Raw genomic sequence first — 18,357 nt, forward strand, 5'->3', positions numbered from 1 at the left:
TGCTTTCGCTGAATTTTGAGGTGGGGGTCTTACTGTCCGGCAAATAGCGGGGCAAATACTCACTTTATATAGAAGAAACCGACTTTCGTATAGAAGGTCGGTTATTTTTCTGTCTTGCAAATTATGAAAAAAAGGAGCAAAATAAAAAAGGTCCTGATTTATACAGGTACAAATGAAAATTTTCATACAGAAGCAGTTTAAGTGAGCGAACTTAAAGTGTGTAAAATATAATGATAAAATAAGATGATGAATGAGAAAACGGGTGATTAAGTTGAATAGAGCGATCGGTGTTATTGATTCAGGAGTGGGTGGTTTAACAGTAGCGAAGGAATTAATTCGTCAGTTGCCGAAAGAGCGTATTATATATTTAGGGGATACAGCACGTTGCCCTTATGGTCCGCGTTCTCGTGAAGAAGTGCGTCAATTTACGTGGGAAATGACGGAGCATTTATTAGATTTAAATATCAAAATGTTAGTGATCGCGTGTAATACAGCAACTGCGGTTGTGTTGGAAGAAATGCAGAAACAGTTGCCAATTCCAGTAGTTGGAGTTATTCATCCAGGATCACGTACAGCTTTAAAAGTGACAAATACGTACCATGTTGGGATTATTGGAACGATTGGAACAGTAAAAAGTGGTGCCTATGAAGAGGCGCTAAAATCTATTAATAACCGTGTTATGGTAGAAAGTTTAGCATGCCCACCTTTCGTTGAGCTTGTAGAGAGTGGGAATTTCGAAAGTGAAATGGCGTATGAAGTTGTAAGAGAAACATTGCAACCGTTGAAAAGTACTGACATTGATACACTTATTTTAGGGTGTACACATTATCCGATTTTAGGTCCTGTTATAAAAAAGGTAATGGGAGATCAAGTGCAATTAATTAGTTCGGGTGACGAAACAGCGCGTGAGGTAAGTACAATTTTATACCATAGTAAAATGTTGAATGAGGGAGAGGAACAAAGTGATCACCTCTTCTTAACGACTGGTAAAATAGGTCTGTTTAAAGAAATTGCATCAAAGTGGTTCGGTCAGCCGATTGAAAATGTGAAGCATATTAATTTAGAAACAGAATAATAGTAGATTCATATAAGAGAACTCCTGAGAAATCAGGGGTTTTTTTTGTGTAAGTAGCTATAGCTTGTTCTAAAATATGAAACAGCTCGTATACATAATAGTACAAACTTAGATTTTAGGGGGGAATGGCATGCCTAAATCCACTTTTAAATGGGTTGTTGGTGCTACTGTGAGTGCGATTTTATTATCAGGGTGTGGCTTATTAAATCAAGAGAAAGCAACAGAACAAATTGATCCACCGAAAAAAGTTACGTATACAGAAGGTGAAAAGAAAGAAACAGCTAAAAAAGATAAACAAGGGCAGACAGTAAATAGAGAGTTATACCTCGTTGATAAAAATGGATATGTCGTACCGCAAACTATTGCAATGCCTACTCCGAAAGCGAATGAGGTTGTAAAGCAAACGTTAGAGTATCTTGTGAAAGATGGACCAGTCACAAATTTATTGCCAAATGGATTTCAAGCAGTCCTGCCAGCGAATACAACGATGACCTTGGATTTGAAAAAAGGTGGGACAGCAGTAATTGATTTCTCTAAAGAAATGAAAAATTATTCAAAGGAAGAAGAGCGTCAAATTGTTGAATCAGTAGCGTGGACTTTGACTCAATTTACAGAAATAAAACAAGTGCAGTTCCAAATAAATGGTGAAAAGTTAGCGAAGATGCCTGTTGCGGGTACACCGCTTGGTGAAGGTGTAAGTCGTGCGAATGGAATTAACTTTGATGATGAACAAGTAGCAGATGTAACGCATACAAAACCGGTTACACTTTACTTTATGGCGCAAAATAATAATAAGCAGCAATATTACGTACCGGTAACAAGACGCGTTGCAGAAGGAAAAGAAAATGATTACGCGACAATTGTGGATGAGCTTGTAAAAGGTCCGATTCAAGGGTCGCTATTAAATGATTTTAATCCAGGAGCTAAGCTTATTACGAATCCGAAAGTGGAGAACGGAAATATTACATTAAACTTTAATGAAAATATATTTGCGAACCAAGACAAGAGTGTAATTTCAAATTACGTATTGAAGTCGTTAGTCTTATCTTTAACGGAAAAACAAGGTGTGAAAAATGTTTCTATTGAAGTGAATGGGAAAGCGAATTTGATGGATGAGAAAGGTGAAAAGCTAACAAAACCTGTTAATCGTCCACAAAACGTGAATACAGGTAGTTTTTAATCGCGAATAATTTGATATACTTATGTAAGAAAGGGGAATTGCTTTTTGAGTTCCCCTTCTTTTATTGTTATACATATCGTACATTTAAATTTGGCTATACTAATGAGAGTATTTATGAGGGGGTTATTTTTATGCGAGTAGATGGTAGAGGACAAGCAGAGTTACGCCATATACATATTCATACAAATTATTTAAAACATCCAGAGGGATCGGTACTAATTGAAGTTGGGGATACAAAGGTAATTTGTTCAGCGACAATTGAAGAGCGTGTACCGCCGTTTATGCGTGGAGAAGGAAAAGGCTGGGTAACAGCAGAATACTCAATGATTCCACGTGCGACAGAGCAACGTACAATCAGGGAGTCAAGTAAAGGGAAAGTAACAGGGCGTACAATGGAAATCCAGCGTTTAATTGGACGAGCATTACGTGCGGTTGTTGATTTAGAAGCGCTTGGCGAAAGAACGGTTTGGATTGATTGTGATGTAATTCAAGCGGATGGCGGAACGAGAACAGCTTCAATTACAGGTGCTTATGTAGCGATGGTATTAGCTTTTGAAAAATTATTGCAAGCAGACAAAGTATCTAAAATTCCTGTAAAAGATTATTTAGCGGCAACGTCAGTAGGTGTTGTTGAAGAACAAGGTGTCGTTTTAGATTTAAATTATGCCGAAGATTCTAAAGCAGACGTTGATATGAACGTTATTATGACTGGAAAAGGTCAGTTTGTTGAAGTACAAGGAACTGGAGAAGAAGCGACGTTTAGCAGAGCAGAATTAAATGAACTACTTGATGCTGCGGAACAAGGGATCTTCCAACTTGTTGAAAAGCAAAAAGAAGCGTTAGGTGACATCGTATCTCATATAGAGTAGAGGTGGAAAATATGAAGCAAGTTGTTGTAGCAACGAAAAATCTTGGGAAAGTACGTGAGTTTGCTGAGTTATTTGAGAGATTTGACTTAGAAGTGAAATCTTTACACGATTTTCCTCATATTGAAGAAGTAGAAGAAACTGGTGAAACATTTGAAGAAAACGCAATTTTGAAAGCGGACAGTCTTAGTAGACAGTTGAATTCCATCGTAATTGCGGATGACTCTGGTCTTATTGTAGATGCCTTAAACGGGAAACCAGGTGTATATTCAGCTCGTTTTGCTGGAGAGCCGAAAGATGACCAAGCGAATATCGATAAAGTGTTGCAAGAGTTAACTGACATCGATTTAGAAAAACGTACAGCTCGTTTTTACTGTGCGCTAGCGGTTGCTTTCCCTGAGGCAGATAAAGAGCCTGTTATTGTAAACGGAACGTGTGAAGGGAAAATCTTAGAACAGCGCCGCGGGGAAAATGGTTTTGGATACGATCCGATTTTTTATGTAGAAGAATATAAAAAGGCGATGGCGGAGCTAAGCTCAGATGAGAAAAATGCCATTAGTCACCGCGGACGCGCTCTTCGTAAATTAGAAGAGAAAATCCCGGAATGGTTTTTAGAAGAATAAGGGAGAGAGATTGATGAAAGCTTTAATCGTAAGCGATAGTCATAGCTCTGTGAAGGAATTACAGCAGTTAAAAGAGAAATATGAAGGGAAAGTAGATGTCATGATTCATTGTGGTGATTCAGAGCTAACGCCTGCTCACGAAGAGCTACAAGGTTTTCATGTTGTAAAAGGGAATTGTGATTATGCTAACTTTCAAGATGAAATTGTAACTGATGTAGATGGAATTCGTTTCTTAGTTGTACACGGTCATCGTCATAATGTGAAAATGACGTTACAAACGTTAGCGTATCATGCAGAAGAAGTAGGAGCACAAGTAGCGTGCTTTGGACATTCTCATGTATTAGGGGCAGAATTACTTGATGGGATTTTATTTATTAATCCAGGAAGTATTTTGCTCCCGCGCTCTCGTGTGGAAAAGACATTCGCTTTATTAGAAATGGATGAAAATCATATAGAAGTTCGTTTTGAAACATTAGACGGACAGCTAGTTGAACAAGCAGTTTTTAAAAGAGGATAATAAAAATTATCCTCTTTTAAAAAAGTGTTGACTTTATAAGTGGTTATGAATATAATAAATATTGTCGATAGGGCAACGGCGCTAACAAAGAAAAATAAAATAACATATGCGGGTGTAGTTTAGTGGTAAAACAAGAGCCTTCCAAGCTCTGGTCGAGAGTTCGATTCTCTTCACCCGCTCCATGTCCCAGTAGCTCAGCCGGATAGAGCATACGCCTTCTAAGCGTACGGTCGGGAGTTCGAATCTCTCCTGGGACGCTAACAAAACCTTGTTATCTTTTGATAACAAGGTTTTTTGTTTGTCTAAAAATTGATTTATGTGTAAATGGTGGAAGATTATCACAATAGAATATACGATAATAATTATATAGAAAAAATAAAAGCAAACTACATATCGTTGATTAAACGGCTTAGCCGGCGATAGTTGTTATGAGATAAATAATGAAATACAATTGTGCGTCTTTATTTCCGTAGAATACATCCGCCGTGCGAAACTTTTCCGCAGCTCTTTCTAGTTCGTTAGCTATTTTATCGAATTCTGTTAAAACAGTGAACATATCGACATATACGTTATCAGCAACGAAGACTGGCACGATGCGGACGATCAGAAGAAAGTACGATTAATGAACTCAGCGGATTGAACGTTGCACAATCAATTCAAAGGATATGATATCCCCTATAATGCAATATCCGAATTCAACGCATACTTAGTAATCGTTTATAACGATACAAACAAAATGCAGCGGCAAGGAATCGCATCATTTAGCATAACTGGCGTCGGATCATTCACATTCAAAGAAAATAACGTTTCTAGTGCGATTGGGCAGCCGTTATCGGAACTTATCCCCGGCAGTGTGTTACAATTAGTCGAAGCGGAAAGCGAGGATCTCCAATTGACTGGACGTGTGATTGATTGGACAGTTTGAGAAGGTTGTATAAAAAAGGGAGATGGCGCAAATATGGCGAGATCAAAAGAAAATGATTTAACGGAGAAATTGGCAGAAGGTCAACGAAAATATGGTGACGGCAACTTTACAGTACAGAACATCGGTGATGAAACTAACCCGAATTGGACTGTCGTAAAAAATGTGAGGAAGGGATCGGCAGGCATTCGCGAAGAGGAAGATATATTAAGACTGCGATCAAAATATATAAAATAGTGCGGAAAGGTACGCCGAGATTCGCATTTTAAGACGATTGTTTTTTATTCTGTGGCTAGGGAAATATCATCTAAATGTGTCAGAATTTTCGATAGGGAATCGATAGAACAAAAAGGCATTCAACATTGATATAGAACTACTATATAGAGTGTAATATTAATTAACAAAAATGGTCAGTTGACCGCACAAATGAACGTTCAGCAAGCGATGAAAGAATCGTCTATATATCATAGGTAATTGACGGGTCGGGAGTTCGAATCTCTCCTGGGACGCTAAGGAAGCCTTGTTATCTTTTGATAACAAGGTTTTGTGTTTGTCTGAAAATTGATGTGTGCATGCAAGATGCAATTGAAGAGAATTACGAGGGAGATTATACTATGAAATTTAATACGAAATTATTTTTATTAGGTGCGACGTCCGTATTGATTCTTAGTGCTTGCTCTACGAAAGAACAAGCAGAATACGAGCCGTATAAGAAACACGACTCTGTTGCAACTGCGCAAGGGGAAGAGGAAGCGTCCAACCAAAAGGTTGACGAAGAACCTGCGAAGGACGAGAAGCCGCAACAAGTGGAGGAATCGACGAAGGAAGATAAGGAGATTAACGATAGACGTCCGTATTATAAAGATGCGAATAACGAGGCACCGACCGTATCGCTAGAACAATATGACGGAATCAAGGTCGGAATGCCTGCGAACAAAGTCAAAGAGATAGCAGGAATACCTAGATTCATAGAGAAATATAAGTCGTTCTCTATCTACGGATATCTAGGGCATGGTGGAAAAGGTTCGATGACTATAACGTTTAATCCTGATGGAAGTGTAACGAAGAAAGAGCAAGATGGTCTTAGAAAAACTGGGGTTAAAGATGCGAAAGTTAACGAAGAGAAAGAGGACCGTGCAACAGGTAATCGTAACCATGATTCTAAACCTGCTACGAAATCTAGTACTAAAATTCCGAACGATTATTGTGGACACGGACACGATGAAACGAAGGAGCTAGCACACGGCTGCGAAAAGATTATTGATAAAGATGCGCATAGAAGACATCTGGAGCAACAGGAAAGAGAATACGAAGAACAACAACGAGAGGAAGCGAAGAAATATCAATCTGAAATGACTGAGGAAGATAAGGCGAGAATCCTGCGTCAAGAAAAGCGCTGGAATACACCTAGTGGTGGTATTGGTGGTACGTGGCAAGATGAAATGAAAGAGATGGAGAGTCAGGAATAAAATAACGTATATTTCGATTGTATATATAATAGGAAGTTTAGTTGTATCAAACATAATTAATACGAGTAGAAGATTAACGCAAGAGGAAAGAAACTTGTGAGTAAGTGTAACATAATATAGGTAATAGACAGATCGAGAGTTCGAATCTCTCCTAGGACGCTAAGAAAACCTTGTTAGCTTTTGATAACAAGGTTTTTTGTTTGTTTTAAATTAGTTATTAATAAACTTTTCAAAGATAAAATCGTAATCTTTCACGTTATATTGTTTCTTTGTATCAACGAGCCAATTAAAAGCGATCTCGTTCATCTCTTTAAATTGTTCTGCTAAATTTACTTGTGTGTTTGAAATACGGCTGAAAGCGTTAGATGCCATATCTAAACTTTTATGTGCATACTGCAATGTAATGTCGTTGTCGTATGAAATTTCTTCTATTTTAAGTAGAGCCTTATATAAATCTTTTAATTCTTCAATATGTTTCTTATGAACATCAATTGAGTAATGCTCATCTCCCATTTGAAACTTAATTTCTACATCTAAATCAATCGTTCCCGCAGTTTCAAGTGCTACGTTTTTAATTTGATATTTACTGTAGCTAAAGCGACGCAGTGTACGTTTTTTGCTTGTTGCACTTGTACCGTCTAGGTGGATTAATCCTTTGTTTGTAAAACAATATTCATCTGATTTTGATTTAATTAGAAAATAAATTTTCTCCCCGTCTTCATGCATCACGTAACCATCAGCATCGACCTTATCATAATCTTTCGGTGTAATGACAGAACCTACATCGCTTAGTCCTAATACATCTGCAGCCATCTTTTTGAACATATATATTCCCCTTTGTAAATTAAATTCTTAATTGTACAAAAATATATTAACATGATTTTAAATTAATTTTGGAAGTCTTACAATTCTGTAAGGTAACTGTAAGGAAGTTCGATGGTAACAAATTACTAATCCTCTATAATGAAGGTAACAACGATAAAACGAGGAGGAAGAAATGATGAAGGGATTAATCGTAACGGGCTTAACAGTTGCTTTTGGATTTGTAGCGTATGAGAAATTAACGTATGTAGTTGATGTTGTAAAGCATTTAATCGCTTAGAAAAAACTACCATGAGAGGGAAAGGAAATGAGTGAATGAATGGAATGGTTATTTGGAATTATAGGTACTTGTAGTGTAGTATTATTGTTCTTTGTCCCGAGTGGTATACTTAGTTCGACAACGAGTTTGTTCTTCTTAAGTTTGTTTGCTTGTACGATGCTTATTATTATGTTTTTAATGAAGCGAAGTAAACCAATCTTCTACTTTAGCATGATTGTTATGGCAATTATTGTTCTCCAAATTATTACCCTTGTTATATACCCCACAATTATAAATGCTTTCCATTAATGATGAATCCTCTGCTTCTGTTGCTGAGGGTTTTTGTTTGTGGAAAATGAATTTCATTTAAAAGGTTGTTGATTTTCCGGTATGAAAATTAAATATTCCTATATTTCAAACGAATGGTTTTGGAATGTTGTGTTCTCATTACGCATTTGATATATTTACTTTGAAGATAATTAAAATCTAGAAAAAGAGGCGAACGTATGGATAAAAAAGAAAATACGGTCGTATTGTTTCCGCAGCTATCAGAACGCTATATTGATGAAGGTTTTTTAGCGTTGAAAGAGCGGAAATTCGAAGATGCATTGCGCTGCTTTGAAATATTACGTCAGTATAATGCGGAAACGGAACAAACAGAATTAGCTTCAGTTATTTGTTTGTTAGAATTAAAGCATATGGAAGAAGCGAAAGACAAATGTGAGCAGTTGCTTGAAACGGGAGCTGTATTATTTGGTGACATTCTTGAAACGTATGTGACGATTTTAGTTCAAACAAATGATTATGAAGGTGTTATTGAAACTGTCGAAAAAGTTTTGCAAACGAAAGACATAATGCCCGAGCAAAAGGAAAAATTAGCGCAGCTCGCTTTATTTGCAGAAGGTATGCTGAATGAGGAAGACGCATCGCTAGTTGATTCAAATTTTGAATTAGATGAGTTTACTAATGAACTTTTTGGAGAAAACTTTGGTCAAAAGCTAAGGGTGATCCAGAAACTTTCATTAAAAGACCTGGATCTCGCACTTCCTGCTCTAAAGAAATTTTTAATAGAGGAAAAGCAACACCCTTATTTAAAAACTTCTATTTTGTATAAAATGGTAGAAAATCAAATAGAAGAAGAGATAGAAGTAGAGAAGTTTGGAAATACGATAAAAGTGATACCAGCATTTACAGGTCATAATGAGGAGCAATCCGATAAAATAATACATAAATTATCAAGCCAATTAGAACAAAATTATCCGGATATATTTAGTGCGATGGTCACTTACTGGAAAGAATTACAAATTAGCATTTTCCCATTCCCTCTATTAATGGATAAAGTAGAAATTTGGGCTGCCGTCTTAGAGAGAATTGGAAGAAAGCGTTTCGGATTGGCTATTGATGAAGAAGAACTTATGACAGCATACAATATCGAGTTAGAGGAATTTCATATCGCCTATCAATGGTTACTACGCATTGAAAGAGAAGGATATTTGCCCGTATAATTATGAAAAAGAATCGTTCAGTTATTGAAACGAGCATATTCTATGTTATAATGTAAGGGTTGCAAAAGGCAGAAATCTGCCTGTTTGTAAGAGAAGAGGAGTATAATTCTCTTACTTAATATGTTTCATATTAGTCTCGAACAAAATATACCGTAGTTGTCTTTTAGACAATTAGTAGATTGGAACATTATATCTGAAAGCTTTTGCTAGAGGGTTATTTGTACATTTGTTATTTCAAAAAAGAGATAATGAATATTTTAATCTATAGAGGTATGTGCATACATTATTATAGTTGGAGGGAAAGAATAAATGTCTACAAAATGGGAAAAATTAGAAGGTAACGTTGGCGTTTTAACAATCGAAGTTGATGCTAAAGAAGTAAACAACTCTATCGACGCTGCGTTCAAAAAAGTAGTAAAAACAATTAACGTACCAGGTTTCCGTAAAGGGAAAATGCCTCGTCCGTTATTCGAACAACGCTTTGGTATCGAATCTTTATACCAAGATGCTTTAGATATCATCTTACCAAAAGCATACGGTGAAGCAATCGATGAAGCTGGTATCTTCCCAGTTGCTCATCCTGAAATCGACATCGAGAAGTTCGAAAAAAATGCTAACCTTATCTTCACTGCAAAAGTTACAGTGAAACCTGAAGTTAAATTAGGTGAGTACAAAGGTTTAGCAGTAGAAAAAGTTGAAACAACTGTAACTGACGAAGATGTAGAGAACGAATTAAAATCTTTACAAGAGCGTCAAGCTGAACTAGTTGTTAAAGAAGAAGGAACTATTGAAAATGGTGATACAGCTGTAATCGACTTCGAAGGTTTCGTTGATGGCGAAGCATTTGAAGGCGGAAAAGGCGAAAACTATTCTCTTGCAATCGGTTCTGGTACTTTCATCCCAGGTTTCGAAGAGCAAGTAATTGGTCTTAAATCTGGTGATTCTAAAGACGTTGAAGTATCATTCCCAGAAGAGTACCATGCTGCTGAATTAGCGGGCAAACCAGCAACATTCAAAGTAACAATTCACGAAATCAAAACAAAAGAACTTCCTGAGTTAAACGACGAGTTCGCTAAAGATGCTGACGAAGAAGTTGCAACTCTTGATGAATTAAAAACAAAACTTCGTACAAACTTAGAAGAAGGTAAAAAGCACGAAGCTGAGCACAAAGTACGTGACGAAGTAGTAGAATTAGCTGCTGCTAACGCTGAAATCGACATTCCAGAAGCTATGATCGACACTGAGTTAGATCGTATGGTTCGTGAATTCGAGCAACGTTTAAGCCAACAAGGTATGAACCTTGAGCTTTACTACCAATTCACAGGTACTGATGCTGACAAGTTAAAAGAGCAAATGAAAGAAGACGCTCAAAAACGCGTAAGAATCAACCTTGTTCTTGAAGCTATCATTGAAGCTGAAAACATCGAAGTTACTGAAGAAGAAGTAACTGCAGAAGTTGAAAAAATGGCTGAAATGTACGGTATGCCAGTAGACGCTATCAAGCAAGCTCTTGGAAGCGTAGACGCTTTATCTGAAGATCTTAAAGTGCGTAAAGCTGTAGACTTCTTAGTAGACAACGCTGCATAATAAAATAACAAGGCACGATTTTAATCGTGCCTTGTTTTATAAATATAGAAATATATTTATAAAACTTTTCGATGAAGAAGGAAAAGGTTCTTCATAAGTCGAATATACATATTTCAAAAGTTTTAAAATTTTTTTATTTGTACATAACTAGTCATATTATTTGTATTTCTCGCTACGTAGTGACATAATATGTATTTACATACGATACATTTATCGTGTACATACGAAGGCAAGAGGTTAGCACTTTGTAAGGGGTGTGAAAATATGTTTAAATTTAATGATGAAAAAGGTCAATTAAAATGTTCTTTCTGTGGTAAAACACAAACGCAAGTTCGAAAGTTAGTTGCAGGTCCAGGTGTTTACATTTGTGACGAGTGTATCGAGCTTTGTACTGAAATTGTACAAGAGGAGCTTGCGAAGGACGAAGAAGTAGAATTCAAAGATGTACCGAAACCGGTAGAAATTCGTGAAATCTTAGATGAGTATGTCATCGGACAAGATAACGCGAAAAAAGCACTAGCGGTAGCGGTATATAACCATTACAAACGTATTAATTCTAACAGCAAAATTGATGATGTAGAATTAGCGAAGAGTAATATTTCACTTATTGGGCCAACTGGTAGTGGTAAAACATTATTGGCACAAACATTAGCGCGTATTTTAAATGTTCCATTTGCAATCGCGGACGCAACATCTTTAACTGAAGCTGGATACGTTGGGGAAGATGTAGAAAACATCTTACTAAAACTAATTCAAGCGGCTGATTACGATGTAGAAAAAGCGGAAAAAGGAATTATTTATATTGATGAGATTGATAAAGTGGCACGTAAGTCCGAAAATCCATCAATTACACGTGATGTATCTGGTGAAGGTGTACAGCAGGCGCTTCTGAAAATTTTAGAAGGTACTGTAGCGAGCGTTCCACCTCAAGGTGGCCGTAAGCATCCGCATCAAGAGTTCATTCAAATTGATACAACGAACATCTTATTCATTTGTGGTGGAGCGTTTGATGGCATCGAGCCAATTATTAAACGTCGCCTTGGTGAAAAAGTAATTGGATTTGGTTCTGAGAAGAAAAATGCTGATGTAAATGAGAAGCATGTTTTATCTCACGTATTACCAGAGGATCTTTTAAGATTTGGTTTAATCCCAGAGTTTATCGGTCGTCTTCCAGTTATTGCGAACCTAGAGCCGCTTGATGAAGATGCTCTTGTAGATATTTTAACGAAACCGAAAAATGCACTTGTTAAGCAATTCCAAAAATTATTGGAGCTTGACGATGTTGAGTTAGAGTTTGAAGAAGGTGCACTAGTTGAGATTGCGAAAAAAGCAATTGAACGTAAAACAGGTGCTCGTGGACTTCGTTCTATTATTGAAGGCTTAATGCTTGATGTAATGTTCGAACTTCCATCTCGCAAAGATATCGAGAAGTGTATTCTTACAAAAGAAACAGTAGCTGATAATGCACCGCCAAAATTGGTGTTACAAGACGGTACTGTACTTGATACAAAAACATCTGCATAATGTGAAGAAGAAACAGCAATTTTTATAATTGCTGTTTTTCTTTATGTTTAGCACTATTCCTCCCAGGAAATACTAAAAGATAAAACATAGCGGGAGGAAATGAATTATGAGCTGGACAAATATATTTTTACTTGTTCAACTTGTTTTTGGTGTAATTGTCGGATTGTACTTTTGGCATTTACTTCGAAATCAACGAACACAAAAAGTTTCAATTGATCGAGAATCGAAAAAAGAATTAGAGCAGCTTCGTAAAATGCGTGAGGTTTCTTTAACAGAGCCACTTGCGGAAAAGGTGCGTCCTACATCCTTTTTAGACATTGTGGGGCAAGAAGACGGGATTAAGTCGTTAAAAGCGGCTCTTTGTGGTCCTAACCCGCAACATGTGATTATATATGGTCCGCCAGGTGTCGGAAAGACAGCGGCAGCACGCCTTGTATTAGAAGAAGCGAAACGAAACCCAAAATCTCCATTCCGTACGAATGCAACATTTATCGAACTTGATGCGACGACAGCTAGGTTTGATGAACGTGGTATTGCAGATCCTTTAATTGGTTCAGTCCATGATCCAATTTATCAAGGAGCAGGTGCAATGGGGCAAGCGGGTATCCCGCAGCCGAAAAAAGGGGCTGTAACAGATGCACATGGAGGCATTTTGTTTATTGATGAGATTGGTGAATTACATCCGATTCAAATGAACAAAATGTTAAAGGTGTTAGAAGATCGGAAAGTATTTTTGGAAAGTGCGTACTATAGTGAAGAAAATTCGATGATTCCAACGTATATACATGATATCTTTCAAAAAGGTTTGCCAGCCGATTTTCGCTTAGTTGGTGCAACGACGCGTTCGCCAGAGGAAATTCCTCCTGCAATTCGGTCGCGGTGTTTAGAAGTGTTCTTCAGGGAGTTAGAAACAGAAGAAATTCAAAAAGTAGCGAAGAATGCAGCTGACAAAGTGGAAATGCAAATAGGTGAGAACGGTATTGAAATGATTGGAATGTATGCAAGAAATGGACGGGAAGCGATTAATCTCGTGCAAATCTCTGCTGGTATGGCGATAAATGAAGAACGTTCTTTCATTAAAGATGAAGATATTGAGTGGGTTGTTCATTCGAGCCAACTTACACCAAAGTACGAAAAGCACATTTATCCAATTCCAAGGATTGGCCTTGTGAACGGGCTTGCTGTATATGGACCGAATACAGGCGCTTTATTAGAAATTGAGGTAACAGCTATTCCCGCGAAAGATAAAGGATCAGTAAATGTAACTGGTATTGTGGAAGAGGAAAGTATTGGGAATCAAACGAAATCAATCCGCCGTAAAAGTATGGCGAAGGGTTCTGTTGATAACGTATTAACAGTACTCCGCTCTCTAGATGTACTTCCAGAAGGCTATGATATACATATTAACTTTCCCGGCGGTATCCCGATTGATGGTCCTTCGGCAGGGATTGCTATGGCAACGGGTGTTTATTCAGCGGTGCATCGTACATATGTGAATAATGAAGTAGCGATGACAGGTGAAATAAGTATCCACGGAGAAGTGAAGCCTATTGGTGGTGTGTACGCAAAAATAAAAGCTGCGAAAAAAGCGGGGGCTAAGAAAGTCATCATTCCGGCTGAAAACATGCAACCATTTTTGTATACAATAAAGGGAATTGAAATCATTCCTGTCCGCAAATTAAAAGAAGTATTTGAATTAACATTTGTGCAGGAAAATATGCATCGTGAGATTGATGTACAGACTGCTTTGGACGAAACAGATGCACAATCAATGTAAGAATAAACGATAATAAAATTTGCCAGACTTCGTTTAAGTTTGTATGCTTAAGCGGAGTCTTTTTTCTTTTCATAAGGGAGAAAAAACAAGATATTAACAATTGCGGATAATCTCTGCAATTGCATCTAGATGTATTGTAATATAAAATAGTTGAACAGGAGTTTAATTTATTATGGAGGTGCTATGTCTAGTATGAATACGAACGAAAGAATTGTGCCCCTCCTACCATTAAGAGGCGTTCTCGTATATCCAACGATGGTTCTGCATCTTGATGTAGGACGTGATAAATCGATACAAGCACTAGAGCAGGCGGCAATGGATGAAAATATCATCTTTTTAGCAATGCAAAAAGAAATGAATATCGATGATCCGAAAGAAGATGACATATATAGTGTAGGTACAGTGGCGAAAGTGAAGCAAATGCTTAAATTGCCGAACGGTACGCTTCGTGTCCTTGTGGAAGGTTTACATAGAGCAGAAGTAGTAGAGTTTATCGAAGAAGAAAATATAGTGCAAGTTTCTATTAAAACGGTAACGGAAGAAGTAGAAGATGATTTAGAAGAGAAAGCTCTTATGCGTACGTTACTGGAGCATTTCGAACAATATATTAAAGTTTCGAAAAAAGTTTCAAATGAAACATTTGCAACGGTAGCTGATGTAGAAGAACCGGGAAGACTAGCTGATTTAATTGCTTCTCACTTGCCGATTAAAACGAAGCAGAAACAAGAGATTTTAGAGATTGTATCTGTAAAAGAACGACTACATACACTTATTTCAATTATTCAAGATGAACAAGAGTTGCTTAGCCTAGAAAAGAAAATTGGACAAAAAGTGAAACGTTCAATGGAGCGCACACAAAAAGAATATTTCTTACGTGAGCAAATGAAGGCGATTCAAACAGAACTTGGTGATAAAGAAGGTAAGGGCGGGGAAGTTGAAGAACTTCGTGAGAAAATTGAACAGTCAGGAATGCCTGAAGAAACAACGAAGGCTGCGCTGAAAGAATTAGATCGTTATGAAAAGTTACCAGCAAGTTCTGCGGAGAGCGGTGTTATTCGCAATTATATTGACTGGTTATTAGCCCTTCCGTGGACAGAAGCGACAGAGGATATGATTGATCTTGTTCATTCTGAAGAGATTTTAAATAAAGATCATTACGGCCTTGAAAAAGTAAAAGAGCGAGTGCTTGAATATTTAGCTGTACAAAAATTGACTAACTCATTAAAAGGCCCTATTCTTTGTTTAGTAGGACCTCCTGGGGTCGGAAAAACTTCGTTAGCTCGTTCTATCGCAACATCATTGAATCGTAACTTTGTCCGTGTATCCCTTGGCGGTGTACGTGATGAGTCTGAAATTCGTGGTCACCGCCGTACGTATGTTGGAGCAATGCCAGGACGCGTTATTCAAGGTATGAAAAAGGCGAAAACAGTTAATCCAGTCTTCTTATTAGATGAGATTGATAAAATGTCTAACGATTTCCGTGGAGATCCATCAGCAGCATTACTTGAAGTGTTAGATCCAGAACAAAACCATAACTTTAGTGATCATTACATTGAAGAGCCGTATGATCTATCGAAAGTTATGTTTGTAGCAACTGCTAATACACTTTCAAGTATTCCAGGTCCGTTGCTTGACCGTATGGAAATCATTTCGATTGCTGGCTATACAGAACTTGAAAAGGTACACATTGCTCGTGAACATTTACTGCCGAAACAATTGAAAGAGCATGGCTTACGAAAAGGTAATTTACAAGTACGTGATGAAGCGCTTCTTGAAATTATTCGTTATTATACACGTGAGGCTGGTGTTCGTACGCTAGAGCGTCAAATTGCAAAAGTTTGTCGTAAAGCAGCAAAAATCATTGTTACAGCAGAACGCAAGCGCATTGTTGTAACGGAGAAAAATGTTGTTGATTTACTTGGCAAGCACATATTCCGTTACGGACAAGCTGAGAAGACAGACCAAGTTGGTATGGCGACTGGTTTAGCTTACACAGCAGCTGGTGGTGATACACTTGCTATTGAAGTGTCTGTAGCGCCAGGTAAAGGGAAATTAATTTTAACAGGGAAACTTGGGGATGTTATGAAAGAATCAGCACAAGCAGCGTTTAGCTATATTCGTTCTCGTGCAGAAGAGCTGCAGATCGATCCGAATTTCCATGAGAAAAATGATATTCATATTCATGTTCCAGAAGGAGCAGTTCCAAAAGATGGACCGTCAGCAGGTATTACGATGGCAACGGCACTTATTTCGGCACTAACAGGTATTCCTGTAAGTAAAGAAGTAGGTATGACAGGTGAAATTACACTTCGTGGTCGTGTATTACCAATTGGTGGTTTAAAAGAAAAAACATTAAGTGCTCACCGCGCAGGCTTAACAAAAATTATTTTGCCAGCAGAAAACGAGAAAGATTTAGATGATATTCCAGAGAGCGTAAAAGAAAACCTTACGTTTGTGCTTGCATCTCATTTAGACGAAGTATTGGAGCACGCATTAGTAGGAGTGAAACAATGAAAGTAACAAAAGCAGATATTGTAATTAGTGCTGTTAAACCAGAACAATATCCAGATAGTGATTTACCAGAAATTGCATTAGCAGGTCGTTCAAATGTCGGGAAGTCTTCCTTCATTAATAAAATTTTAAATCGTAAAAAGTTAGTACGTATTTCTTCTAAACCAGGAAAAACGCAAACACTGAACTTTTTCTTAATCAATGAAATGATGCATTTTGTTGACGTTCCAGGTTATGGATATGCGAAAGTATCTAAAACGGAGCGCGCGGCATGGGGCAAGATGATTGAAACATACTTTACAACACGTGAGCAATTAGACGCAGCTGTATTAGTAGTTGATTTACGTCACCAACCAACAAAAGATGACGTGATGATGTATGATTTCTTAAAGCATTATGAAATCCCAACAATTATTATTGCAACGAAAGCCGATAAAATTCCGAAAGGGAAATGGCAAAAGCATTTAAAAGTTGTAAAAGAAACGCTTGCTGTTGAAATTGGCGATGAAATCGTTCTATTCTCTTCGGAAACAGGACTTGGAAAAGAAGAGGCATGGAAAGCAATTCATAAAATGACAAAAACAAAAAACGCGTGACGAATGTCGCGCGTTTTTTTCTTTATACACTTTTAGCGTACGTTTAATGTTACTTCAATATTCCCTCGTGTTGCTTTAGAGTACGGACACACCCCGTGAGCAGCTTCAACAAGTTCTTGTGCTTCTGCATGAGAAACGCCAGCGACATGTACGTCAAGTACAGCAGATAGCCCGAAACCACCATCTGTATCTTTACCGATAGAAACGTGTGCAGTCACTTCTGTACTTTCCACTTTCACACGTTTTGTACGAATGACAAGTTGTAATGCGCTATCAAAGCAAGCTGCATAACCAGCTGCAAATAATTGTTCTGGATTTGTTGCCTCTCCACCTGCACCGCCTAGTGCTTTCGGCATTTTTACATCAAGATTTAATATGCCATCATCTGAAACTACCTTACCGTTTCTTCCACCTGTTGCTGTTACTGAAGCAGTATATAATTTATCCATGTTTATTCCCCTTTTCTATCATTAATTGTTTTCATCGTTTCAATTAGTTTATTTAATTGGATTAGTAAAGAACGATATTCTTGCTCTGTAATTCCTAAATTTGTAGCCATCGTTGTCGGTAATGAACAAGCCTTTTCTTTTAAATCTTTACCTTGTTCTGTTAATTCAATACAAACTTTTCGCTCGTCTTCTTTTGAGCGAACACGTTTTACAAGTTTTAATGATTCCATTCGTTTTAACATAGGTGTTAACGTACCAGAATCTAAAAATAGGCGTTGGCCAATTTCTTTCACTGTTAGCCCATCTTGCTCCCATAGTACGAGTAACGTAATGTACTGGGGATACGTAATGCCCATTTCTTCTAAATAGGGCCGATAAAAACGGGTAACCTCTTTAGAGCAAGCGTAAATAGAAAAACAAAGTTGGTTATCTAGATGTAAAGGGTTTTCTTTCATAAGCAACTCCTTATATTTTTGAATTGTGCACAATTCAATTTTGTAAAATCAATATAACGAAAAAGAAATACAATGTCAAATACATTGTATTGAGAAAGTGAGTACTATATTTTGGAACAATCATACATATTTTCCTTCATGATGAAAGAAGATAGAAAAGATGATGTTATAATTAATATGGAATAGTTTCCATCACTTGATTATGAGGGCTTTTTTTGGT

18 protein-coding genes, 2 tRNA genes and 1 pseudogene are annotated in these 18,357 nt (G+C 37.3%); 17 read left to right on the forward strand and 4 right to left on the reverse strand.

Annotated features, from left to right (window positions below; translation table 11 throughout):
• Positions 1-262: 262 nt before the first annotated feature.
• The 7 genes from racE to SJY24_RS07870 all read left to right on the forward strand — a co-directional run bounded on the left by racE (position 263) and on the right by SJY24_RS07870 (position 4,518).
• A complete protein-coding gene (gene racE, locus SJY24_RS07840; RefSeq protein ID WP_002015338.1) occupies positions 263-1,075 on the forward strand; it encodes a glutamate racemase in 813 nt (270 codons plus the stop codon).
• A gap of 130 nt (positions 1,076-1,205) precedes the next feature.
• Positions 1,206-2,255, forward strand: coding sequence for a GerMN domain-containing protein (locus tag SJY24_RS07845; RefSeq protein ID WP_377864315.1), 1,050 nt, complete (start codon positions 1,206-1,208; stop codon positions 2,253-2,255).
• A gap of 131 nt (positions 2,256-2,386) precedes the next feature.
• The gene (rph, locus tag SJY24_RS07850) at positions 2,387-3,124 is read left to right on the forward strand and encodes a ribonuclease PH (protein ID WP_001261778.1); all 738 of its coding nucleotides are present in this window, start codon (positions 2,387-2,389) and stop codon (positions 3,122-3,124) included.
• Positions 3,125-3,135: 11 nt separating this feature from the next.
• Positions 3,136-3,744, forward strand: coding sequence for an XTP/dITP diphosphatase (locus SJY24_RS07855; protein ID WP_002143277.1), 609 nt, complete (start codon positions 3,136-3,138; stop codon positions 3,742-3,744).
• A 13-nt stretch (positions 3,745-3,757) separates the two neighbouring features.
• Positions 3,758-4,261 (forward strand): metallophosphoesterase, encoded by a 504-nt coding sequence (locus SJY24_RS07860; protein WP_377864316.1) that lies wholly within the window; start codon positions 3,758-3,760, stop codon positions 4,259-4,261.
• Between the two features lie 108 nt (positions 4,262-4,369).
• Positions 4,370-4,443 (forward strand) — tRNA-Gly (locus tag SJY24_RS07865).
• Position 4,444: 1 nt separating this feature from the next.
• Positions 4,445-4,518: transfer RNA gene (locus tag SJY24_RS07870), tRNA-Arg, on the forward strand.
• A 212-nt stretch (positions 4,519-4,730) separates the two neighbouring features.
• Here the strand turns inward: SJY24_RS07870 and SJY24_RS07875 are convergent.
• Positions 4,731-4,817: pseudogene (locus SJY24_RS07875) on the reverse strand (WXG100 family type VII secretion target); the annotation flags it as partial.
• Between the two features lie 87 nt (positions 4,818-4,904).
• On the opposite strand from SJY24_RS07875, the gene SJY24_RS07880 reads away from it, so the two are divergent.
• The 3 genes from SJY24_RS07880 (at position 4,905) to SJY24_RS07890 (ending at position 6,652) form a co-directional block, all read left to right on the forward strand.
• Positions 4,905-5,186: a hypothetical protein gene (locus tag SJY24_RS07880; RefSeq protein ID WP_377864317.1), complete on the forward strand. Its 282-nt coding sequence runs from the start codon at positions 4,905-4,907 to the stop codon at positions 5,184-5,186.
• Between the two features lie 33 nt (positions 5,187-5,219).
• On the forward strand, positions 5,220-5,420 hold the full coding sequence (locus tag SJY24_RS07885) for a cytoplasmic protein (protein WP_098764085.1): 201 nt from the start codon (positions 5,220-5,222) through the stop codon (positions 5,418-5,420).
• A 377-nt stretch (positions 5,421-5,797) separates the two neighbouring features.
• Complete coding sequence (locus SJY24_RS07890) at positions 5,798-6,652, forward strand: hypothetical protein (protein ID WP_377864318.1); 855 nt, start codon at positions 5,798-5,800, stop codon at positions 6,650-6,652.
• A 210-nt stretch (positions 6,653-6,862) separates the two neighbouring features.
• Here SJY24_RS07890 and SJY24_RS07895 read toward each other — a convergent pair whose 3' ends face one another.
• On the reverse strand, positions 6,863-7,477 hold the full coding sequence (locus SJY24_RS07895; RefSeq protein ID WP_377864319.1) for a PH domain-containing protein: 615 nt from the start codon (positions 7,475-7,477) through the stop codon (positions 6,863-6,865).
• Positions 7,478-7,793: 316 nt separating this feature from the next.
• Here SJY24_RS07895 and SJY24_RS07900 point away from each other — a divergent pair, with 316 nt between their 5' ends.
• The 7 genes from SJY24_RS07900 to ysxC all read left to right on the forward strand — a co-directional run bounded on the left by SJY24_RS07900 (position 7,794) and on the right by ysxC (position 17,233).
• Positions 7,794-8,042 carry a hypothetical protein gene (locus tag SJY24_RS07900; protein ID WP_002094402.1) on the forward strand — a complete coding sequence of 83 codons (249 nt, stop codon included), beginning with the start codon at positions 7,794-7,796 and terminating at the stop codon, positions 8,040-8,042.
• Between the two features lie 197 nt (positions 8,043-8,239).
• On the forward strand, positions 8,240-9,238 hold the full coding sequence (locus SJY24_RS07905) for a hypothetical protein (RefSeq protein WP_377864320.1): 999 nt from the start codon (positions 8,240-8,242) through the stop codon (positions 9,236-9,238).
• A 309-nt stretch (positions 9,239-9,547) separates the two neighbouring features.
• Positions 9,548-10,825 (forward strand): trigger factor, encoded by a 1,278-nt coding sequence (gene tig / locus SJY24_RS07910; RefSeq protein ID WP_377864321.1) that lies wholly within the window; start codon positions 9,548-9,550, stop codon positions 10,823-10,825.
• A 264-nt stretch (positions 10,826-11,089) separates the two neighbouring features.
• On the forward strand, positions 11,090-12,349 hold the full coding sequence (gene clpX, locus SJY24_RS07915; protein ID WP_071745779.1) for an ATP-dependent protease ATP-binding subunit ClpX: 1,260 nt from the start codon (positions 11,090-11,092) through the stop codon (positions 12,347-12,349).
• 106 nt (positions 12,350-12,455) lie between these two features.
• On the forward strand, positions 12,456-14,126 hold the full coding sequence (lonB, locus tag SJY24_RS07920) for an ATP-dependent protease LonB (protein ID WP_377864322.1): 1,671 nt from the start codon (positions 12,456-12,458) through the stop codon (positions 14,124-14,126).
• Between the two features lie 183 nt (positions 14,127-14,309).
• Positions 14,310-16,640 carry an endopeptidase La gene (gene lon, locus SJY24_RS07925; RefSeq protein ID WP_377864323.1) on the forward strand — a complete coding sequence of 777 codons (2,331 nt, stop codon included), beginning with the start codon at positions 14,310-14,312 and terminating at the stop codon, positions 16,638-16,640.
• Positions 16,637-17,233 carry a ribosome biogenesis GTP-binding protein YsxC gene (ysxC, locus tag SJY24_RS07930; protein WP_000869121.1) on the forward strand — a complete coding sequence of 199 codons (597 nt, stop codon included), beginning with the start codon at positions 16,637-16,639 and terminating at the stop codon, positions 17,231-17,233. The genes lon and ysxC overlap by 4 nt, the downstream gene beginning before the upstream one ends.
• A 32-nt stretch (positions 17,234-17,265) precedes the next feature.
• On the opposite strand, the gene SJY24_RS07935 is transcribed toward ysxC, so the two are convergent.
• Complete coding sequence (locus tag SJY24_RS07935; protein WP_000359777.1) at positions 17,266-17,682, reverse strand: organic hydroperoxide resistance protein; 417 nt, start codon at positions 17,680-17,682, stop codon at positions 17,266-17,268.
• Between the two features lie 2 nt (positions 17,683-17,684).
• Positions 17,685-18,137, reverse strand: coding sequence for a MarR family winged helix-turn-helix transcriptional regulator (locus tag SJY24_RS07940; RefSeq protein WP_377864324.1), 453 nt, complete (start codon positions 18,135-18,137; stop codon positions 17,685-17,687).
• Positions 18,138-18,357: the final 220 nt, after the last annotated feature.

Source organism: Bacillus sp. R86525 (assembly GCF_042466195.1).
Classification (GTDB): domain Bacteria; phylum Bacillota; class Bacilli; order Bacillales; family Bacillaceae_G; genus Bacillus_A; species Bacillus_A nitratireducens.